Here is an 18,964-nt window from a genome sequence, read left to right on the forward strand (position 1 = left end):
ATGGCACATAAATGTTTTATATCTTTCAAAACGGAAGATATGCCTTATAAAGTTTATATTCACGACAAATTAGATGTGGACATGATAGATAAGTCATTGCATGATCCTGTAGATTCTGAGGATGAAGACTATATTATGAGAGTAATCCGAAGAGATTATTTGTCAGATTCAACAGTAACAATTTTTTTAATTGGTGAAAAATCTGCTGAAAATCTTCCTTTTGAAAATCAAAATTTTTTGAAGAGAGAATTGCAAGCTTCCATATTCCATGGCGAGGGAAATACAAAGAATGGGATTTTGGGTGTTGTTTTACCAAGTATGTATGAAAAAATCTATGGTGGCAGCTATTCATGTACTAAGTGTGGTGGATCTCATAATACTGTTCGAATTAATGATAACACTGTCATTTCTGAGTTTTCTTATAATTACTATATCCCTAATTCAAAATGTGCTTGGGGCGAGGAAGATCGATATTGTGTTCTCGTAAAATGGGATGATTTTTGCAAAAATCCTAATTATTATATTGATAAAGCTTTTAATAAAAGAAATGAGCCTATTGCCTCTAAGACTAAAATGAAACCATAATGGATAATAATAACTACCCTAATTATTTTTTAGCAGGTGACACAGCTTCTCAAAAATCGCAAAATTGGTATATCCGTTTATTTGGGTTGGATTTACTATTGATGATTTTTTCTGCCTTCCTTTCAGCATACAATTATGAGACTGAAGACTCTAAAACAATTGTTTATTCTGTTTCTGGAATATTTCTTCTTGGGGCATTAATGATATCAATTTTTCTAAAAGTCAAGAAATATGAAGATATTTGGTATCGAGGACGAGCACTTGCTGAATCTTGCAAAACTTTAACTTGGCGATTTATAATGTGTTCAGAGTATTTTGAAAATATTTTGTCTGTTGAAGAGGCTGAAAAGAGATTTATTCAAAGAATTAAAGAAATTAGTAAAGAGTTCACCGATCTAAATGATGTATTAGATTCAAAACAATTGAATACAGATGTTATAACAACAGAGATGAAAAGAATACGCAGCTTTTCTTTGGGTGATAAAAAGGCTTATTACATCAATAATAGGATTCAAAATCAAATTATCTGGTATTCTTCAAAAGCTGAAGATAGTAAATTAAAGTATGATATATGGTTCGTTGTCATAATTTTTCTTCAATTTTTAGCTTTAATTTCTATAGTTTTTTTGGTGAAATATCCATCTTCAAGCTACAACTTTGTGGGGCTATTTTCAACAGTAGCTGCTAGTGGTTTCAGCTGGTTACAAGTAAAAAAATATCAAGAGAATAAAGAAGCATATACAACAGCAAATTCCGAATTGAATTTAATCAAGGCTCAAGGGAATAGAGACTTCAGTGATAGCGAATTCTCAAAATATGTTCTTGATTCAGAAAATGCAATGTCAAGAGAGCATACATTGTGGTTGGCACAAAAAAGAATGTAATATTATGGAAAAAGGATTTAATAAAGCTAATTTAATAGAAAATGCCACATGGCTAATTAAATCATTGAAAGATGATGAAGTTAAAAAGAGACCATGTGTGTTTTTAAGTCACAAGAGAGAAGATAAACAAGCATGTGTAATTATAGCTTCATATTTGAAAGATGCTGGTATAGATTATTACTTGGATGTGGAAGATGATGCTTTACAATCCGCATCTTCTTCGGGTGATGCTATTAAAATTACTGAGAGTATTAAAGCAGGAATCAAAGCCAGTACACATATGATGGTTGTAGTGTCTGATAAAACATATAAATCACTTTGGGTTCCTTTCGAGGTGGGATACGGACATGCATCAATCTTAGATCAAGAAAAGCTAAAGTTCAAAATCGATCGTATTAAGTTGTCAGTTTTAACTTTAAAAGATGTAGCTGAAAAAACTCTGCCGGATTATTTACAAGTTGGATATATAATTAAAGGCACAAAAAGTCTTAATGATTACATTGCGAAAATAACTAGTAAAACCGAAAGTTCATTAATATATGAGCATAAGATTTCTTCAAATAGTGAAAGTAATCACCGTTTAGATAATGTTTTAAATTGGCAATTGTAAAATTGCCAATTTAAATTTCACTTAATTATTTACTTTTTCAATTATTTTTTTTAGATACTTTGGCTTTGTTAATAAAGGTATTAATTTATCAAAAGTGACAGGAACAATATGAAGACCAAATGCATAACTCGATACAGAGTAAGTATTAAATATTATTTCTATTCCAGTTTTTGAAAGAAAGTAATGTTGGAAGTTTTTCCAATCAGGGTCTAGACTGTTTTCCCAAAAAATTTCTTCATTTTTCTGGTTGGCTATCTCATCTTCGGAAGCCCCGAGCCATTCATTGTAATTTTTTTTCAATTCTTCAAAACAAAATGAAGAAAGAAATTCCAGAACATTTGAATGATCTGTATAATCAAAGAGGTTTTCTAAAGTTATTTCAAAAACTGGATTTACATGATAATTCAGTCCACGCACATAATAATTACCATGCACCCCACCTGTATATGTTGAAATGCTTTGATTAATACTAACGATAGATTTAGAAATATGATTGGGCATATACGAAATATCGAACATCCAATTTCTTTCACCTTTCTTTGTTTTAATTAGATTACCTGAACTTTTGTGAAAAAGTTTTCTAAATCGAATTGTTTCTTCAACTTTACTTCCTAGAAGAATTTGATTTAATTCTCTTAAATTTGGATTACTTTCATCTAAAAACCTAAAATAAGTAATATCTATGTTAAACGTAATTTTATTTGCGTATTCATGCTGCTCAGTTATTTCTTCATATTGAAATAATTGCTTAGCAGCAATTTGTTTCCTTTCATATTCAAAATATTTGTCTCTCTGAAAGCTTAAAGATGTATATATTAGATTAAAAGAAGTATCATCGATAAAGTCTATCCACTGAAATTTAGACAGGCTTTCAGGAATTATACAGTCACCAATTTTTAAAGGAATTAAGTATATATCATCTTCTAATTTTTCTTCATAATAGTCCAGTGCCAATTTAAATTCACGCTGAATATACCCCCTTTTTTGTACAGAAGTATTTGATAATAATAATACAATATAATTAGCTTCTCTGAGTGCTTTTCGCAAAGTAAAATTCCAATCTTGGCCAGGCAAAATGGATTTTTTATCAAGCCAAGGTCGAAAATCATTTTCCTCAAGATAGTCATATAATTTTTCAGCAAAATTAAAATCTTCTTTTGCGTAACTTATAAAAACTTTATTATGCATAATTTTTTTAATAGTTTTTATTTAAATATTTCGTTTGAAGTAAAATTATAATGAAATATTATTGGTTTTAAATAATTTACAATTATTTTTCATGTATGAAATTATTGAGTTTCTATACGCTCTTGTACACTAGGAAGCTTTTGACCTCTTCTTACTTGTAATATGAGGTTTTTCTCGGCATATTCTAATATCACAACGATTTCTTCATACGCAGTCCAGCTCGCACCATAAAAATGATCACCTACTTTGTTTGCTTCAATTTCAGGTGTTCCAAAAAGCTCAGATAGCTGATCACGAACTGAAGTGACTTCATTTATAAAATTGGATATTCTATTGGGCGATCCGTATTTGTGCAGGATAAAATGCTCTTGATCATTTGTTGGTATTGCTACTAAATTAAAGTATTCCAAAATATATGAAGGAACATAATGGTATCCAAATTCGTTTGTAACTACGGATGGCTCATTATCTCTTAACCAAAAGAGATAGTCTAAAAATTCGTTTCCATCCTTAATTTTGCTTCCATTGTTTTCTAGAAATTCTACGAACTCTTTCGGTGTAAATACTTTTATATCGATATTTAAAAGCTTGTACGCGAGTTTCGCTTTTTCCCTAGTATTATTATCGGCGCTAATAAAAATATCACAAGTTGATGCGTAGCCGATATGTTGATAATCAGTTTCAATATTGTCTAAATGATGTCCAGGTTTTATTACATCCGAGAAAAAACCATTAAAATCCAAATGACGGCATAATTCCTGAATTTTTTTGAATAGGCTTATATTGTCGTTTTTACTCAGAAAGTTTTCATGTAATGCAATGAAATTTTCCATTTTCATTTTCTTTGCATTCTCATCCAGTGATTCCAAAGGATCGAAACGCTTATCTCTCATACGACCTGTGTTTGTTTTTAAGTCCTTTTGATACGCATCTCTAAATTCACTATAAGAATCATCTTTATGAATTGTGCTTGCCATTTTTATTAGATTCTCTATAAGACCTGCCATTGAAGTCGTCTCTGAGGTTCCTATAAGTTTTTTAACTGCTTCTGCGGTTCTTGGTGTACTGCTTATAAGTTTTTTGTATTCAGTGTCATCCAAATCTTCAGAAGGTTTTGCTAAAGGGTTAGGAATTTGAATGTCAAGCAAAGGCTTTAGAAGCTCTAATGGTTCTAATAATTCTTCAATGCTGATATTTAATTCTTTGTGACGATCAAAATTTTCGATATGAATTTCCATTGCCTTTTTAGAATCAATTGAAACAAATTCCAATTGATCCTCATTGGTGTCTGTAATTAACAAACCTTTTGAATATTTTTGAAGTATATCAAGTTTACCAGCTATTCCATCCATGCCAACTTTGAGATAGCCTCTATGTAAATCCAATAGATGTGCATGAGAAAATGGAATAATGAATTTAGAATCATCTATTAATGATGCAGATGCTTTTTTATAGATTTCATCCCGGTCATCCAATCGGCTAAATGCATTCCAGTCTAAGTATACTCTAAGCATAAAATATAGTTTTTAATAAAGTTAAATTTCTATTTGCCTATACTGGCTCTTAAGAAAAGTATTTATTAACATTTTTATCATCATTCATTAATTATTTTAATAGAAAAGCAAAATTCTAATAAGATTATTTTGTGTTGATATCCTTTATTTAATGTTTAAAAGTTACGTTGTATGCTAATATGTTTATGGTTAAATTTGTTGTAAACAATTGAAATCATGATGAAAGAAAGAAGATTTGACTCAATGTCAGCGTATAAATTGGTAAGTGATATGATTGCACAAACAGACAGAATAATTGAAAGAAATACAAGTGTTTCAGCTGCAATTGTAAAATCAGCTAGTTTTATACGCGATATTGAAACTCCGGCAAAATATGTAGCTAGTGTCATGCCAATGCTAAATAATTCTTCATGGCTACAAAATAATTCAATTCAATCTGCTGTAGCTTCTTCTCTAGCAATTGAATATCCAAGATTGCCGACAATACCACAATGGATTCATAATATAAATTCTGCTACTAATAGATCTTTGCGTAATCATTTTATTGCTCAAAAAAGTTGGCAGGTCAATATGCCGGCTATTTATGAAAATTCAGCTATAAAGAATGCAATAGATATGGTTTCCATTTTCGAAAGAATAACTGAGACTAACAAATCTATGGGATGTATGTTGGATATAGCTCAATCAATAGCAAGATTCGATCATAGTGTAAATCATTTATATAAATTTATAAATGGCCTAAATGAAGAAGATGAAGATTTAATAGACATCCAATCTCAATTAACAAATACTTTTGCGCTCGATCTTGAAAGTGTTATAAGTGAGGATAGGAAAGTTATCGTGACTAATGTATTTCTAAATTTGTTGGATACTTTAAGCACAATATCCCTTGATTTCTCAATTAAGGAAGAGCAAAAAATATTCTTGCAGAAAATTAAAAGTTTTTGTGATCAGTGGAAAAAAGAAGGATTAATTTGTAGTTCTCTTACTTTATTATACCTTTTATTTCAGCCGGTAATTCAACATTATCATGAAAAGTTATTTGATATGGATGATGATATACCAACAGTAGTCATCAACAATTCTAAAGTTGAAAATAATTATATTAATGAGAGTTCATTCCAAGTAACTACTACTGAAATTAAATTCTTAAAAGAAAAACCTGACAATAGGTTGAAAGTGAAACTTAAAATTCCTGCGGGTACAAAAATGAATATAATACAGGACAAAGGAAAATGGATAAAAGTAAAACTTGTATTAGATGGTGTTTATTATAGTGGTTGGACACTAAATAATAAGTTATAATTTTATTAACCCCAAAAGAGTATCGAAAGAATTTATATTTTATTGTTTATCTGGAAGTGACGTTAATTCAAAGTTAAATAGTTCGTTTAGCGGAACGTCTAGGGTTCTAGCGATTTTAAAAATAGTACTTATAGTAGGATTAATTCTTACAGTCTCAATTCTAGCAATTTGAGACAATGTCATCTCAGAACGATATGCTATTTCTTCTTGAGATAGTCCCTTTTCTGCACGTATTTCCTTTAGCCGCTTGGCCAGCAATTCTAAGCCTTCCTGATCGAAGATCAGCTTTCTTTGTTTTAAATTTTTCTTTTCCACATATCAAAGGGACTACATAAAAAAGAAAATTATTATAGCACTTGTGCTATAATTTATATATTTGTATTAATTCCATATCGGAATCAGACAAATAATTAATTAATTTATAAAATTCAATTATGAAAAACTTTGCAAGAAGTAAATGCCTCATACTTTTGGTTATGATATTTTTTAGCTGTTCAAACGAGGACTCAGCAGACAATCCACAAACAGATGGCGGTAAAGAAATTCTAAGCCTTAAAACTTATGAAGCAAGTGATATTATGCCAACTACAGTATTGGTTTCATCACTAATTAAATCAGATACTGAGAAATCTTTAAAATCAAGAGGGGTTTGTTATAATACCACCGGAAATCCAACAATAAATGATTTTAAAGTAGAAGACAGCGAGGTTATCCTTGGGCCATCGAGTACCTTACTAATTGGTTTACAGCAAAGCACTATTTATTATGCCAGACCATTTGTTTTAACTAATTCAGGGAATGTGTATTACAGTAATGAAATAAAATTTAAAACTTCTAAATTAACAATTACGCCAACGCAATTTATAACTTATGACCCATCCAATATAACTTCAAATTCAGTAATTCTTAGCGCTGTAATTTTTAAAAATGGCAACCTAAGGTGGGACAATATAAGAATAGGAATATGTATTTCTGCGACCAACACAAACCCGAATATAAATGACGTCGCTATATATGCTAAATCAGAAGTGACTGAGCCGTTCAAAATATCGGTAAAAAATCTTAATTCAAAAACCATCTATTACTTTCGCCCTTTCGCTTCAAGTTTGGATGGAAGTGAGATATACTACGGCGATATTAAATCATTTACAACAACAAATTAAAAATTATATAAATGAAAAACATTACTATTAGAGTTCTAACTTCTGTAATCGCAGTTACTTTATTTACTAATTGTGACAATAAAAGAAAAATTTCAGAAGAGACAGAAACAGCCAAGATTGTCGATACTACAAATGTTCAAATAGAAAAAGAAGAAAGAGAATTACAAAGCAACTTAAATTACGAATCTTATTTATTTGCCGAAAACTTAAAAAATGATTCTTTTTTCGAATCCGACAACACTAATAAAGTAGTTGAGCTAAAGAATGTTGGAATAAGCGGTTATATCATAAATGGAAACGAAGTTATATTAAATGGTATCTTTTATGACAAAGAACATAATAAAGCCATTCCACGCCTCAACAATAATCCTTCTGGTAGAAGTTTTGTTTCCGAATATTTTGATAAAAAAGAAATAGGTTATGATGAAAAATACAAATCAACTTATTCAGCAGTCTTATTTATTACATTAAAAAATGCAAGAGATGTTAAGAAATTGAAAATGTACAACCCCTCAGAACCAGTATTAAACTATGAATATAAAGTTGAGGGAACCATAGACGAGTTTAGGTCGGGTTTTGTTGATTTAGTGAATATTAAGGGAAAATTTATTGGACTAAGTCCTACAAGTAATTATCCCGATAAAATGTATGAAATTAAAGATGTAGAATTATATTAAAAATTAATCCCGAACTATGAATTCGGGATTTTTTATTGCTATTCTTTAATGTACATTACAGATTTATATAAATATTATCTAATTCTTCCTGCCTAATCCCTAAGTATATGCGGGTTATACTGATGCTCGAGTGCTGAAATAATTCCGAAAGATAAACTAGACTTCTTTCGCTTTGATTATCATTATTCCAGACTCGTCGGCCAAAAGATTTTCTGAGACTGTGAGTGCTGATTTTTCCTTTGAAATACTTCTTGAGAAGCCTGTTAACATGCTGAGGGGAATAGATGGTATCCTTTTGACTTTTAAATGCATAACCGTTGTACTCATTTTCAAATAAAGCCATAGCTATGCGTATATTGTCATTTATGACAAGAGTCCTTTTTTTGCCAGTCTTTCCTTCAATGATAGTTACATTTTCCCGTCTTAAATCTTCAAATTTAAATCGTAGTAAGTTTTCAATTCGTACACCTAAATTTATTCCCACAATAATTAACAATCCTAGCCTTGGATTTTCTTTGGTCTTAATTAATTTCATTCCGGTATTTAGTGCTTTATCAAAATCAATATAATTACTTCCTGTCATATTTTTCTGGCTTTATATTTTTGCAAATATATGTTCTTTTATATACCTATAAAAGTATAAAAGAACATTATTTTTTTAAATTACAACTAAAACCAAAAGAAACATTGATAAAGTTCTATCTTATGGTAAACGAACATTTTATTAATCGTTATCACTACCAATTCCATTATTCCAGAAATCAAAATCATCATCGATGAAATTTTCCTTGTTATTTTCTACAATATATTCTTCAACGTAGTCATGCTCAGATAGATTATCTCTTATAGCCTTTGTCTGCTTACAAAGTGTGAAATCCAGATCAGAAATATCAGTTAATTCCTTTTTCCAATTGCGCTGCACGGTTTTTTGGCTTATACCTAATTTCTCAGCAATGTTCTTTCTTGTTGGTTTAATGTTATTTACTTCTAAATCAGTAATTGCCTGTTGAATTGATTCCTTCGTCTTATTAGATTTCAAAGCGCCATTTATCTTTCCTGCCATGCTCTGTTTTTGACTTTTGGTCAGAAAAGAATTTTTATTAAAATGTATTTTCTTAATTCTGGTTTTAATGCGAATTTCGCCTGTTTGTTCGATTTGATCGCAAATTCTTCCTACCAGCAATTTCAATTTACTTATCGACATTTTTGCTTCTGCTGAAGAATTAATATAAAATAGATATGAAAGAATTTGCTGTTGGGTAATCTTGGGATTTAAGTAGTATAATGCATTAATTATGCGAACATATGTCCTGTGCTTATTGCCGTCCTTAATAATGGCGGGATAGATGATTTTATAATATTCCATCTCTTCAATTGTAAAGTCACCTTGTATTTCTTTATTGAATTCAGATTCGATTTTTATGATTTTACAAAGATCACTGAAAGGAATTATCTCGTCTAATTCATCCTTTGATTCTAGATCTTCTTTTCTTTTTTCTCTTTTTTTTGCGGTTGTTTTTCTGCTCTCGATAAACTCTTTATATGATGTTTGATCAATTATAAATTCATTGTCATGATTAAATATCACGTCTGGATCGTAAGTAATGATCCATTTTCTTGCCAGCCCGCCTGCCGCATCGTCAATCTTATATCCATTGTTTTGAAAATCCTGACGGATAAATGCATGGATGCTATCGAAATTCTCAATTGTAACACCACTCACTTTCAGAAGGAATGCCAAGCCTCTGCCACCAACGCTTCTGCATATTAATGAAATGGGAAATGAATCGAATAGCTTTTTAATTACTTGATTGACATCTTCGGAATTGTTAAAACCGTCGATATCAAAATACATATAGTTGGATAGAGAATTTAAACTTTCTTTTTTCAAACTTCCGAATGAACCATGAGGGGTTATTGCGGGCAGTTGTAATTTAATTTTATTATATTCTTCAGACTTATATTCCGCATTTCTCAGCCTGGTTATTTCCAACTTATGTGGATTTTGACTAATTGTGGTGATAAGCTGTTCAAGGCTCATTTTTTCGTTTGAGAATTTCGTGCAATTGCTGTATTTGTTAAAAATCATTTATATGCTATTTATTTTATCCAATCTTGACACAAGATTGAACCAATCAGCAGTGTTATTATTTAGATACTTATGCTTTGGTTACTGTATATATAAAAAACTGATGTCCCTCTTTTCTACTTTGTGTATTTTTTTAAAGTATTTCTATTAGGAAAAGAGAAAAACATAAGGGTACATTTACTTTAATATATCTCTCTTCTTTCTTCTCTCATTTAATCTTTAAGTATTTAAGTATTTTAACCTTAGAGTCATAAGTATTGAGCATGTTTAGATTAGTATTTGATATTTTGATCTTAAAAAGGATGTATCCACAAAAAAGAGAAAAATATTCGTGATGAGACTGGCATATCACCGCTCAGCGGTTTATTTTAGCTTGAGAATTAGACTTATATGAGTGTGAAAAGAGATTTGACAAAAAAAGAGGTGCATTTTATTGCAAAAAAGTTTAATATCAGAATTACAGGTACCTATTCCATTAAAAATGGCTTGGTTGATATTGATGGTGATTTTTATCTAACGCATACATCGCTTCAGAAACTTCCTTTAAAATTTGGAAAAGTAAGCGGTGATTTCATTTGCAGTTCTAACAAGCTGAAAACTTTAGCAGGTGCACCATTCTATGTCGGTCGAAATTTCAATTGTCACGGCAACAAATTGAAATCTTTAAAATATTCGCCTGTAGATGTAGGCGGGGATTTTTCTTGTCATGAAAACAGTCTTATTTCTCTAAATGGATCGCCAAAAAACATTAAAGGAAACTTCAATATATTTTTGAACCAGCTTAAAAATCTCAAAGGCGGGCCAGAAAAAGTGGCAGGAAGCTACCATGCTTTTCATAATAGATTAACTGCCTTAGAAGGTGCACCATGCTATATTGGTGGGTCTTTTCACATATCGAACAATCGGCTTAAAAATTTAATTGGCGTTCCAAAAAGCATTGGCCAAGTTTTATCGATTGATGATAACCTTTCTTTGTTTATGGCAAGTCAAAATTGTACTGTAAAAAAAATTGAGATTGAGATTGCAATCAAGAAATACAATCAAGCCAAACCCCAGTTACCTTTAATATTGATTAAGAATAAAAAGCATCTGCCAGCTGTTTTTCGTTATATGTCTTATCTCGACATTTTTTCTGAAGAAGGAATTTTTAATGAGCGGAATTTTCTTGACATAATATATGATTTGAATGGCGGATTGCGCTAAAATAAAGTTAAAAGATGAACAATATACTTGTTCCTGCTGATGATTTCCTTCATCAAGAAGATGAAATTTATACAATAATCAGAAATCATTGGATCATTATATTAGGATACATTACAATTAATGATGATAGAACTATAGATGTAGATGGCAGTGTCAGATTTCCTGAATCTTCATCTTACTTAATAGAACTGCCTTTGCAATTTAATAAGGTAAGCGGGGATTTTAACTGTTCGGGCCTAAATTTAATGACTTTAAAGGGCGCACCTGTTGAAGTTGGGGGCATCTTTGATTGTTCTTACAACAGATTGACATCTTTGGAATTTGCCCCGATACATGCAGCCGGATTCATTTTCGACAACAATGTAGCTTGTTTATCGACAGGAAATTCTAACTATTTCGATAATGTGTCGGTGATATTTCGCAGTAGTGAGCCAAAAATTCCAGAAATAATAGATGATCATCAAGAGATGCTAGCTACGATTTTTAAGTATCAAGATTTCTTTCAGGTGTGGGATAATAAAGATTCGGTTAATATTGCGGGTATACATGAATTGATACAAGAAATTAATGAAGGTTTGGAATAGTTAATAATTGGAAGCTAAAAAGCGTCAATTACGAGAAAAAAAAAAGCCGAATCCACTTTTTTAGAGAATTAGAAGAGAAATTGATTTTATAAGCAAATGATTCTATAAAAAGCCTGCTATCATTGAGACAGAGAAAAAAATGATTTTTTTTTTATTACTTGAAAACGATCAAGAACATGTAAAAATATACACAAATATCCTTTTTTCAAGGGTTAGCAAAATGTAGAATCTTGCATCTAAACGAAAAAATACTCGAAATACAGTTTTACAAAAGGATAAACTTTACATCTGAACGAATAGGCTAATATTTTCTGAAAGATAAAATATTTTCAATTTTTGGATGAAAAATATCAGAAGAAAGAAAACCAACCAATCTATTCAGTAAACTAAAACTAAAGGTCTTAAAAGATTAGTGAGATTTTTCGCCTTGCGTTATGAATTACTTTATGGATGCAATCAAAAATAATATAAACTACTTATTTTCAATAGAAAACAGGAAAACAAAATGTACATTTCATTTTAATTTTGTGTTCATTTCGTTATTTCGCTTATATATTGTTTTCAGATAGCTTTTAAAATTTAGTTTTTATCAAAGTTCGTCTTCTAAAATCATATTATTAAATTCTTCAATTGTTTTATAATCTAAAAATGAATGTCTCCTTTTTTTATTATACCAATTCTCAATGTATTGGTGTACTTCACCTTTCATCTGTTTTCTAGTTAACAGCTTATTACCCGCAAGTAGTTCACCCTTGAAAGAAGTAAAAAAACTTTCGCAGACTGCATTGTCATTATGATTTCCTTTTCGACTCATACTTCGCCTAACACAACTATAAGAGTCTAGAACGTCAGTAAAAATTCTATTAGCATATTGAACACCCCGATCCGAGTGGAAGATTAGTTCATTATTTATTTTTCTGTTATTAACTGCCATTTGCCACGCAGGAAGAGTGGTTTCTTGAGTACTCATTTTAAAACTTAAATTCCATCCTACAATTTTCCTGTCAAATAAATCAATAACAACTGTGAGGTATGCAAAGCCTTTTATTGTTTGTATATACGTAATATCTGAAACCCAGACTTTACCAGGTTGACTAGCAGTAAATTCTCTATTCAAAATATTAGGTACTACATAGTGATTATGACGAGAATCAGTTGTTGCTATAAATTTTCTTTTAATTTTTCTACGTAAACCTAATATTCTCATGTATTTTTTTACGGATGAGTTTTTTATTTTAAATCCTCTATTTTGAAGTTCTTTTGTAATTTTTGTACACCCATATCTTCTCTTAAACTCATGATATACTTTTGTAATTTCTTGTTTTATTAAAATTACTCGAGATTCTGTATCTGTTATCTCTTGCTTTTTTCTTCTGTAATAAGTGGTTTCTGACACTTCTAATACAGCTACCATTTTTGCAATTGAAAATTCAGATTTATTATTTTCAATAAATTGCTTAGTCATTGCTTTTCCTTGAGAAACATATTTGGTTCCTCTTTTTAAAATTTCTAAAGCAATTTTGGAATCTTTAATTTTCTTTTCAAGATTAGAGATTACAGTTTGTTCAGGCGTTAACTTTGGATGTCCTATTCCGCAAAAACTTCCAGATCCATAAGTTTCAAAGTCTTTTCGCCAGCTATACAAATAACCCGGGGGAATTCCCAATTTTCTTGCGAAACTTGCCAATTCACCTTTCCGACACTTACAACTTAATTTTACGGCTTTCACTTTAAAACTTCGTTCATATCTTTTCATATCTTTTCATATCTTTTCATATCTTTTCATATCTTTTCATATCTTGAAGTTTGCTGATTTATATAAGAATTTCGTTTAGTGCATTTTATTCAGATATTCTAATATTTTTTCTCTCATCTTTTCTTTTGATAAAAGCATGTTTAAATCTAATAAATCACATTTTAAGGAATTAAAAAAGCTTTCAGCTATAGAACTATCCGAATAATTGCCCTTTTCACTCATACTTATCTTGATGAACTTATAAGCTTCTAATTTACGAGTAAATATCTTGTTAGCATACTGAGCACCGTGATTAGAATGGAAGATTAATTCTTTATTTATTTTTCTATTTTTAACTGCCATTTCCCATGCCGGAATAGTGGTCTCTTTAATGGACTGACCATCACTCAAACTCCATCCTATAATTTTCATGTCAAATAAATCCATAATAATTGTTAAGGCTAACAGTCCATTTGCCGTTTTGATTCTATTTATGCCTGAGACCCAAACTCTAGACGATTCTTCAACTGTAAATTGCTGATTTAAAATATTAGGAAAAGCATAAGGATTATAACATATACTTGTTTTGGGTCGGCGATCTTTTCTAATTTTACTAATCAGTCCTAGTTGTTTCATATACATATAAATTCGTCCCTCTTTCACTTTAAAACCACGACTTTGCAGTTCCGCAGTAATTCTTGGCACACCATACAACTCCTTATATTCATAAAAAACAGAGCTTATTTCTTCCTTTAACAATTGATTTCTACGTTGCCTTGGTGAAAGAATCTGATTTTTCCATTTGGTATATGATAGGTAAGATATTCCAAATGTTTTGCATATTTTTCCAGCCGTATATTTATCTTCATTACTTTCAATAAATTGATAAAGCATTAATCTTCCTTGTGAAATATATTTAGCACCATTTTTGAAAATCTCAAGCTTTAGTTCTGATTCTTTAAGCTCATTTTTTAGTTTTCTTTTTAGTTTGGAAAATTTTGTTTGCTCTTCATTTAGTCTTGTTGAACCACGACCGCAAAAACTTGATGAACCAAATTTAAGATACTCCTTTTTCCATTTAACCATAGAATAATAACGAATGCCAAGGTATATCGCTGCCTTTTTGAGACCTATTTCAAATCCTAATTGGACTGCTTTCTCTTTAAAATCTTTGTCGTAAATTTTTGGCTTTTCCATTCCTTAAATTTCAAATTAAGTTTTGTTTGATATTAACAAATATAAAGATAATCAGATACTTAAGTTTTTACTATGTTGCTGGATGTAATTGCTCATAAGTAGATTTCTTTTTTTATATTTTAGAGACTCAATATTTATTTACACTTTATTTAAAATAAAAAAAACCGCCTTTTTGAAGCGGTTTTTAATTTTTGTTAGTTAGTGATGAAGCTTATTATCGCCAAGACAGCCGCTGTAAACTCGACAATCTTAACAACCACATCAAACCAATTACACGGACAATTTTTATTTTCCATTACCGTAACATGTTTAATTTACGTTATGTCTTTAAAAGACAGCAGATAAGCGTTTCAGTTTTAAGTGATGTCTAAAACCCGCGCAGCCATTCGCTGCTTATCCTACTTCAATAATAATGATGGAACGTATAAAATAAAGTCTATCTATATATTTTTTTTCAATAAAATCACAAAATCAGTAAATTTCTCTCTTCTACCTCATAAATAGTCTTACTCATATGTTGTGAAAAAATACTGTAGATATCTTCCTCACTGTTCAAAAGAACGCCTTTTTCATCATACTGTGTAACCAATGCATATGAATAACCCAACTTATAAGTATATTTTATTTTTTGTTTTGCACGTGTTGCGAATTGGTCAATCATTATCTTTAAAGTGGATTCGGGCCTGTTGTTTCCAATCTGAAAATGAACATCTAGCAATATGTCTTTGCCAACAGATAACTTAGTAATGTAAATTTTTTTAATAAATTGTTTGAAAATCAATCGAATTTCTGGGCGGTCTTTCGCTAATTTCTTTATAAAATCTTCGTCTTTGTCTTTATTTGCAATCTTCTCTAAGGTTTCATTTTTTTCTCGCAACGAGTTTTTCAGTATTTCAATTCTTTTCACGATGGTCGACAGATCCTTCTTATCTTGTGAAGCCATTCGATTATATTCTTCTGTGTCCATTTCTGTTTCCCTAAACAATATAAACAATTTCTGCATTCGCTTATTTTGTTTACTAAGTTCAGATTCAGCAAGCGACAATTCTTTTTTCAGTTTTTCGATTTCCAATTTAACTGTCGGAATTAATTTATCAGATTGATCAATCTTATCCAATAAAGCATTCTGCCCAATTAACAAATCATATATTACACTGTCCAAATAAGTGATATTTACGCCAGCATTCCCACAATTACCGCCCTTGATTAAACGCGAAGAACAAATGTAAACTTTATCTCCGCCAACAACAGGTTTATACTTCGCAAACATGTTTCTTCCACATCTTCCACATGAAAGTAAATCTTTTAAAATATACTCATAATGTACAGCAGAATTTCGATGAGTTTTAGTTTTTACAATTTTATTGCACTCATCAAATAATTCAGCTGAAACAATCGATGGTGCATCAAGTATTATCGCTTTGAAAAGATCCTTACCACGTTTAATAATTATACCTTCATAGACTTCATCTTTGTTCAATTTTTCGCCTTTATACCTTCGAAGCCCTTTGTAAAGTGGATTTGTAACAATGTCATTTATTGTCTTGTCCGACCAAATTACTTTATCAGCAGTTTTATTGGTATTAAATTTCATTAACTGATTTCCAAATGCCTTATTAGTGCGGGTTGGGACTTTTCTTTCATTTAAAAAACCAGCAATTTTTTTAAATCCAAAACCATTTTTATAGTTCTCAAAAATCTCTTTAATAATCTCAGCTTCTTCTTCATCAACTACTAATTTTTTATTTTCATCTTTTCTGTAACCATATGGATAGTTTCGTGAACCGTTTGCATTTCCTGCCCGTGCTGACTGCAACAAACCAGATGCACTTCTTTTTTTGAAAGTATCCGCCTCGACATCGGCAAACTCCATTAGTAGTTGAAAAACGGCAATACTAATTTTGTCGGGTTCGCGATACTTATTTAACATCTTAGCCCCAGTCGTTGTTACACATACTTGTATTTTTTTAGCAATTAGTCCCTCAATGATTAATCGGGTTTGAACAGGATTTCTTCCAAGTCGGCTAAGTTCGGTAACATAGAGGCAATCATAATAAGAAGGATCTTTCTCAACCAAATCTAAAAATTTAGTAAGTTCAGGTCTTTTTGCAGCTTCTCTATATCCACTTAAATTTTCACTATAAATGTCAATTTCAAATTCCTGTCCACGATGCTCAATGTGAATATAATTTTTCACATCAGCAATCTGCCTTTCAAATACCTGGTCCATTGTACTTACACGAACATACACAGCAACTCTTTTCATTAATTATCATTAAATTAAAGCAAAGTTACTAAAAAAAATGACCACATTATTTACTAGTATTATATTTGAAATAGTATGATGCGGACTCCTAAAAGGTCGCTGATTCATTAATCCAACTTCTTTTAATTTTCCAGCGACGCTATGAATTTTAGTGGTTTCTAAAGCCTCACGCAAAGTCATAGGTGGCAAAATACTTGGAACACGTTTTGCCAACATTGTCTTTCCTGCTCCAGGCGGACCAATTAAAATAATATTATGACCGCCAGCCGCCGCAATTTCCATACATCGTTTGATGCTTTCTTGACCGCGAACATCGGAGAAATCAAATTCTGGAAAATCTAATGTTTTGTAGAATTCTGCTCTTGTGTCAATTACTGTTGGCTGTAAAGTTCCTTTTCCAGAGAAAAAATCGATAATTTCTTTTAAATTTTCAACTCCATAAACATCTAAACCAGAAACAATAGCCGCTTCTTTTACATTTTGAATGGGAAGAAAAAATCCTTTGTAACCTTCTTCTTTGGCTTTAATAGCAATTGGTAAAGCTCCGCGAATGGGTTGCAGACTTCCGTCGAGAGAAAGTTCTCCCATTATAATATAGCGTTCAATTTCTGGCGCTTTTATCTGATCTGAACCAACAAGAATTCCCATAGCCAAAGTCAAATCATAAGATGAACCTTCTTTTCTAAGATCAGCAGGCGCCATATTGATTGTGATTTTCTTTCCAGGAAGACTAAATCCGTTGTTTTTTAATGCCGCAGCAATTCTATAACTGCTTTCTTTTATAGCATTATCTGGTAATCCAACTAAATGATAACCAATCCCTTTATCCATGTGAACCTCAACTGTAATTGTTGTGGCTTCAACTCCAAAAACAGCGCTTCCGTAAACTTTTACTAACATAAATTACTTTCATTAAATCTTTTTTAAAACTAATGAAAAATAATTAATTGTAAATATTTTATTACAAATAAATTAAAATAGTAATTTAATTTGAGTTTTAATTTCCTCCACAATCAAACTCAAATCTAAACAATTTTGATGCGACCAAAGTTCACTCTCAATTTGATAATTTCTGATACAATTTTGACATTCGATAATTTCATGAGCATATCCTTTTCCTAAAGTTGGCAAAGTAAAAGTTGCTTCTTTTTCTTCATTTATAAATAAAGAATATCCATCGGCAACAAACCAAGGCGCATTTAATTCAATTCTACCTTCGGTTCCAGAAATAACGGCTTTCATATCAGATTCTGAAACTATAGAAGCATGTAAAATAGATTGAGCTGATTCGTATTGCAAAATCATAGAAGTCTGCAAATCAATATCATTTTTATGTTTTATAGCTTTCGCAATAATCTCTTTCGGATTTCCTAATAATATATAAGAGAGGAATAAAGGATAAACGCCAATATCAAAGAGAGCGCCGCCTCCTAATTCTTTATCAAAAAGCCTTTTGTTTTCGGTTTCACTTCCGTGAAAGGCAAAATCGGCTTTTACGTAATTTATTTGACCAATTGCGTTATTGCTTATTTTCTGCAAAACATCTTGAACCGATGGAATAAATCGTGTCCAAAATGCTTCCATAAAAAATTTATTGTGTTTTTTAGAAGCTTCAATCATTCGCTGAGCATCTTTATGAGATAAAGCCATTGGTTTTTCACATAAAACGTGTTTACCGTTTTCTAATGCTTTTATAGAAAGTTCGGCATGAGAATTATGTGGCGTTGCAATGTAGATTATTTCTACTTCTGGATCTTCAAAAATCAAATCATACGAATCGTAAACTTTTAGAGCATTAAACTTTTCAGCAAATTCTTTTCCTTTATTAATATCTCTAGAAGCGACTGCGGTAAGTTCTGCATCTTTTAGCAAAGATAAATCAGCCGCAAACTGGCTTGCAATATTTCCAAGTCCAATAATTCCCCACTTTATATTATTCTCTTTTCCCATTTTTAGTCAAATTC

At 30.8% G+C, this 18,964-nt stretch carries 17 protein-coding genes and 1 pseudogene; 8 read left to right on the forward strand and 10 right to left on the reverse strand.

The features are described 5' to 3' along the window. The 3 genes from HNP35_RS20960 to HNP35_RS20970 are packed head-to-tail and all read left to right on the forward strand — an operon-like array spanning position 1 to position 2,079. On the forward strand, positions 1-585 hold the full coding sequence (locus HNP35_RS20960; RefSeq protein WP_184166845.1) for a TIR domain-containing protein: 585 nt from the start codon (positions 1-3) through the stop codon (positions 583-585). Then, on the forward strand, positions 585-1,469 hold the full coding sequence (locus HNP35_RS20965; RefSeq protein ID WP_184166848.1) for a DUF4231 domain-containing protein: 885 nt from the start codon (positions 585-587) through the stop codon (positions 1,467-1,469). The genes HNP35_RS20960 and HNP35_RS20965 overlap by 1 nt, the downstream gene beginning before the upstream one ends. A 4-nt stretch (positions 1,470-1,473) precedes the next feature. Continuing rightward, complete coding sequence (locus tag HNP35_RS20970; RefSeq protein ID WP_184166851.1) at positions 1,474-2,079, forward strand: toll/interleukin-1 receptor domain-containing protein; 606 nt, start codon at positions 1,474-1,476, stop codon at positions 2,077-2,079. A 21-nt stretch (positions 2,080-2,100) separates the two neighbouring features. On the opposite strand, the gene HNP35_RS20975 is transcribed toward HNP35_RS20970, so the two are convergent. Together HNP35_RS20975 and HNP35_RS20980 are read right to left on the reverse strand one after the other, a co-directional pair. Beyond that, a complete protein-coding gene (locus HNP35_RS20975; protein WP_184166854.1) occupies positions 2,101-3,267 on the reverse strand; it encodes a TIR domain-containing protein in 1,167 nt (388 codons plus the stop codon). Positions 3,268-3,368: 101 nt separating this feature from the next. Beyond that, entirely contained in the window at positions 3,369-4,781 is a 1,413-nt protein-coding gene (locus HNP35_RS20980; RefSeq protein ID WP_184166857.1) for a hypothetical protein, read from the reverse strand. A gap of 216 nt (positions 4,782-4,997) precedes the next feature. On the opposite strand from HNP35_RS20980, the gene HNP35_RS20985 reads away from it, so the two are divergent. After that, positions 4,998-6,086 (forward strand): hypothetical protein, encoded by a 1,089-nt coding sequence (locus tag HNP35_RS20985; protein WP_184166860.1) that lies wholly within the window; start codon positions 4,998-5,000, stop codon positions 6,084-6,086. A gap of 39 nt (positions 6,087-6,125) precedes the next feature. Here the strand turns inward: HNP35_RS20985 and HNP35_RS20990 are convergent, their stop codons facing one another. After that, a complete protein-coding gene (locus HNP35_RS20990; RefSeq protein WP_184166863.1) occupies positions 6,126-6,401 on the reverse strand; it encodes a helix-turn-helix transcriptional regulator in 276 nt (91 codons plus the stop codon). 119 nt (positions 6,402-6,520) lie between these two features. Between HNP35_RS20990 and HNP35_RS20995 the strand changes: the two genes are divergently transcribed. Together HNP35_RS20995 and HNP35_RS21000 are read left to right on the forward strand one after the other, a co-directional pair. Beyond that, positions 6,521-7,249, forward strand: coding sequence for a hypothetical protein (locus tag HNP35_RS20995; protein WP_184166865.1), 729 nt, complete (start codon positions 6,521-6,523; stop codon positions 7,247-7,249). A gap of 11 nt (positions 7,250-7,260) precedes the next feature. Next, the gene (locus tag HNP35_RS21000; protein ID WP_184166867.1) at positions 7,261-7,926 is read left to right on the forward strand and encodes a hypothetical protein; all 666 of its coding nucleotides are present in this window, start codon (positions 7,261-7,263) and stop codon (positions 7,924-7,926) included. Positions 7,927-7,981: 55 nt separating this feature from the next. Here the strand turns inward: HNP35_RS21000 and HNP35_RS21005 are convergent, their stop codons facing one another. Together HNP35_RS21005 and HNP35_RS21010 are read right to left on the reverse strand one after the other, a co-directional pair. Then, the gene (locus HNP35_RS21005) at positions 7,982-8,509 is read right to left on the reverse strand and encodes a tyrosine-type recombinase/integrase (RefSeq protein ID WP_184166871.1); all 528 of its coding nucleotides are present in this window, start codon (positions 8,507-8,509) and stop codon (positions 7,982-7,984) included. Between the two features lie 141 nt (positions 8,510-8,650). Continuing rightward, entirely contained in the window at positions 8,651-9,967 is a 1,317-nt protein-coding gene (locus HNP35_RS21010; protein WP_184166874.1) for a BT4734/BF3469 family protein, read from the reverse strand. A gap of 438 nt (positions 9,968-10,405) precedes the next feature. On the opposite strand from HNP35_RS21010, the gene HNP35_RS21015 reads away from it, so the two are divergent. Continuing rightward, positions 10,406-11,218: a hypothetical protein gene (locus HNP35_RS21015; RefSeq protein WP_184166877.1), complete on the forward strand. Its 813-nt coding sequence runs from the start codon at positions 10,406-10,408 to the stop codon at positions 11,216-11,218. A gap of 14 nt (positions 11,219-11,232) precedes the next feature. Then, positions 11,233-11,802 (forward strand): hypothetical protein, encoded by a 570-nt coding sequence (locus tag HNP35_RS21020; protein ID WP_184166880.1) that lies wholly within the window; start codon positions 11,233-11,235, stop codon positions 11,800-11,802. Between the two features lie 589 nt (positions 11,803-12,391). Here HNP35_RS21020 and HNP35_RS21025 read toward each other — a convergent pair. The 5 genes and pseudogenes from HNP35_RS21025 to HNP35_RS21045 all read right to left on the reverse strand — a co-directional run bounded on the left by HNP35_RS21025 (position 12,392) and on the right by HNP35_RS21045 (position 18,950). Further along, positions 12,392-13,558 (reverse strand): IS3 family transposase, encoded by a 1,167-nt coding sequence (locus HNP35_RS21025; protein WP_184166883.1) that lies wholly within the window; start codon positions 13,556-13,558, stop codon positions 12,392-12,394. 75 nt (positions 13,559-13,633) lie between these two features. Next, complete coding sequence (locus HNP35_RS21030) at positions 13,634-14,734, reverse strand: IS3 family transposase (RefSeq protein ID WP_184166886.1); 1,101 nt, start codon at positions 14,732-14,734, stop codon at positions 13,634-13,636. Positions 14,735-15,197: 463 nt separating this feature from the next. After that, the gene (locus HNP35_RS21035) at positions 15,198-17,000 is read right to left on the reverse strand and encodes a recombinase family protein (protein WP_184166889.1); all 1,803 of its coding nucleotides are present in this window, start codon (positions 16,998-17,000) and stop codon (positions 15,198-15,200) included. 51 nt (positions 17,001-17,051) lie between these two features. Continuing rightward, positions 17,052-17,900: pseudogene (locus HNP35_RS21040) on the reverse strand (YifB family Mg chelatase-like AAA ATPase); the annotation flags it as partial. Positions 17,901-17,972: 72 nt separating this feature from the next. Then, the gene (locus tag HNP35_RS21045; RefSeq protein ID WP_184166892.1) at positions 17,973-18,950 is read right to left on the reverse strand and encodes a Gfo/Idh/MocA family protein; all 978 of its coding nucleotides are present in this window, start codon (positions 18,948-18,950) and stop codon (positions 17,973-17,975) included. Between the last annotated feature and the right edge of the window lie 14 nt (positions 18,951-18,964).

Source organism: Flavobacterium notoginsengisoli, from assembly GCF_014207905.1.
GTDB lineage: Bacteria > Bacteroidota > Bacteroidia > Flavobacteriales > Flavobacteriaceae > Flavobacterium > Flavobacterium notoginsengisoli_A.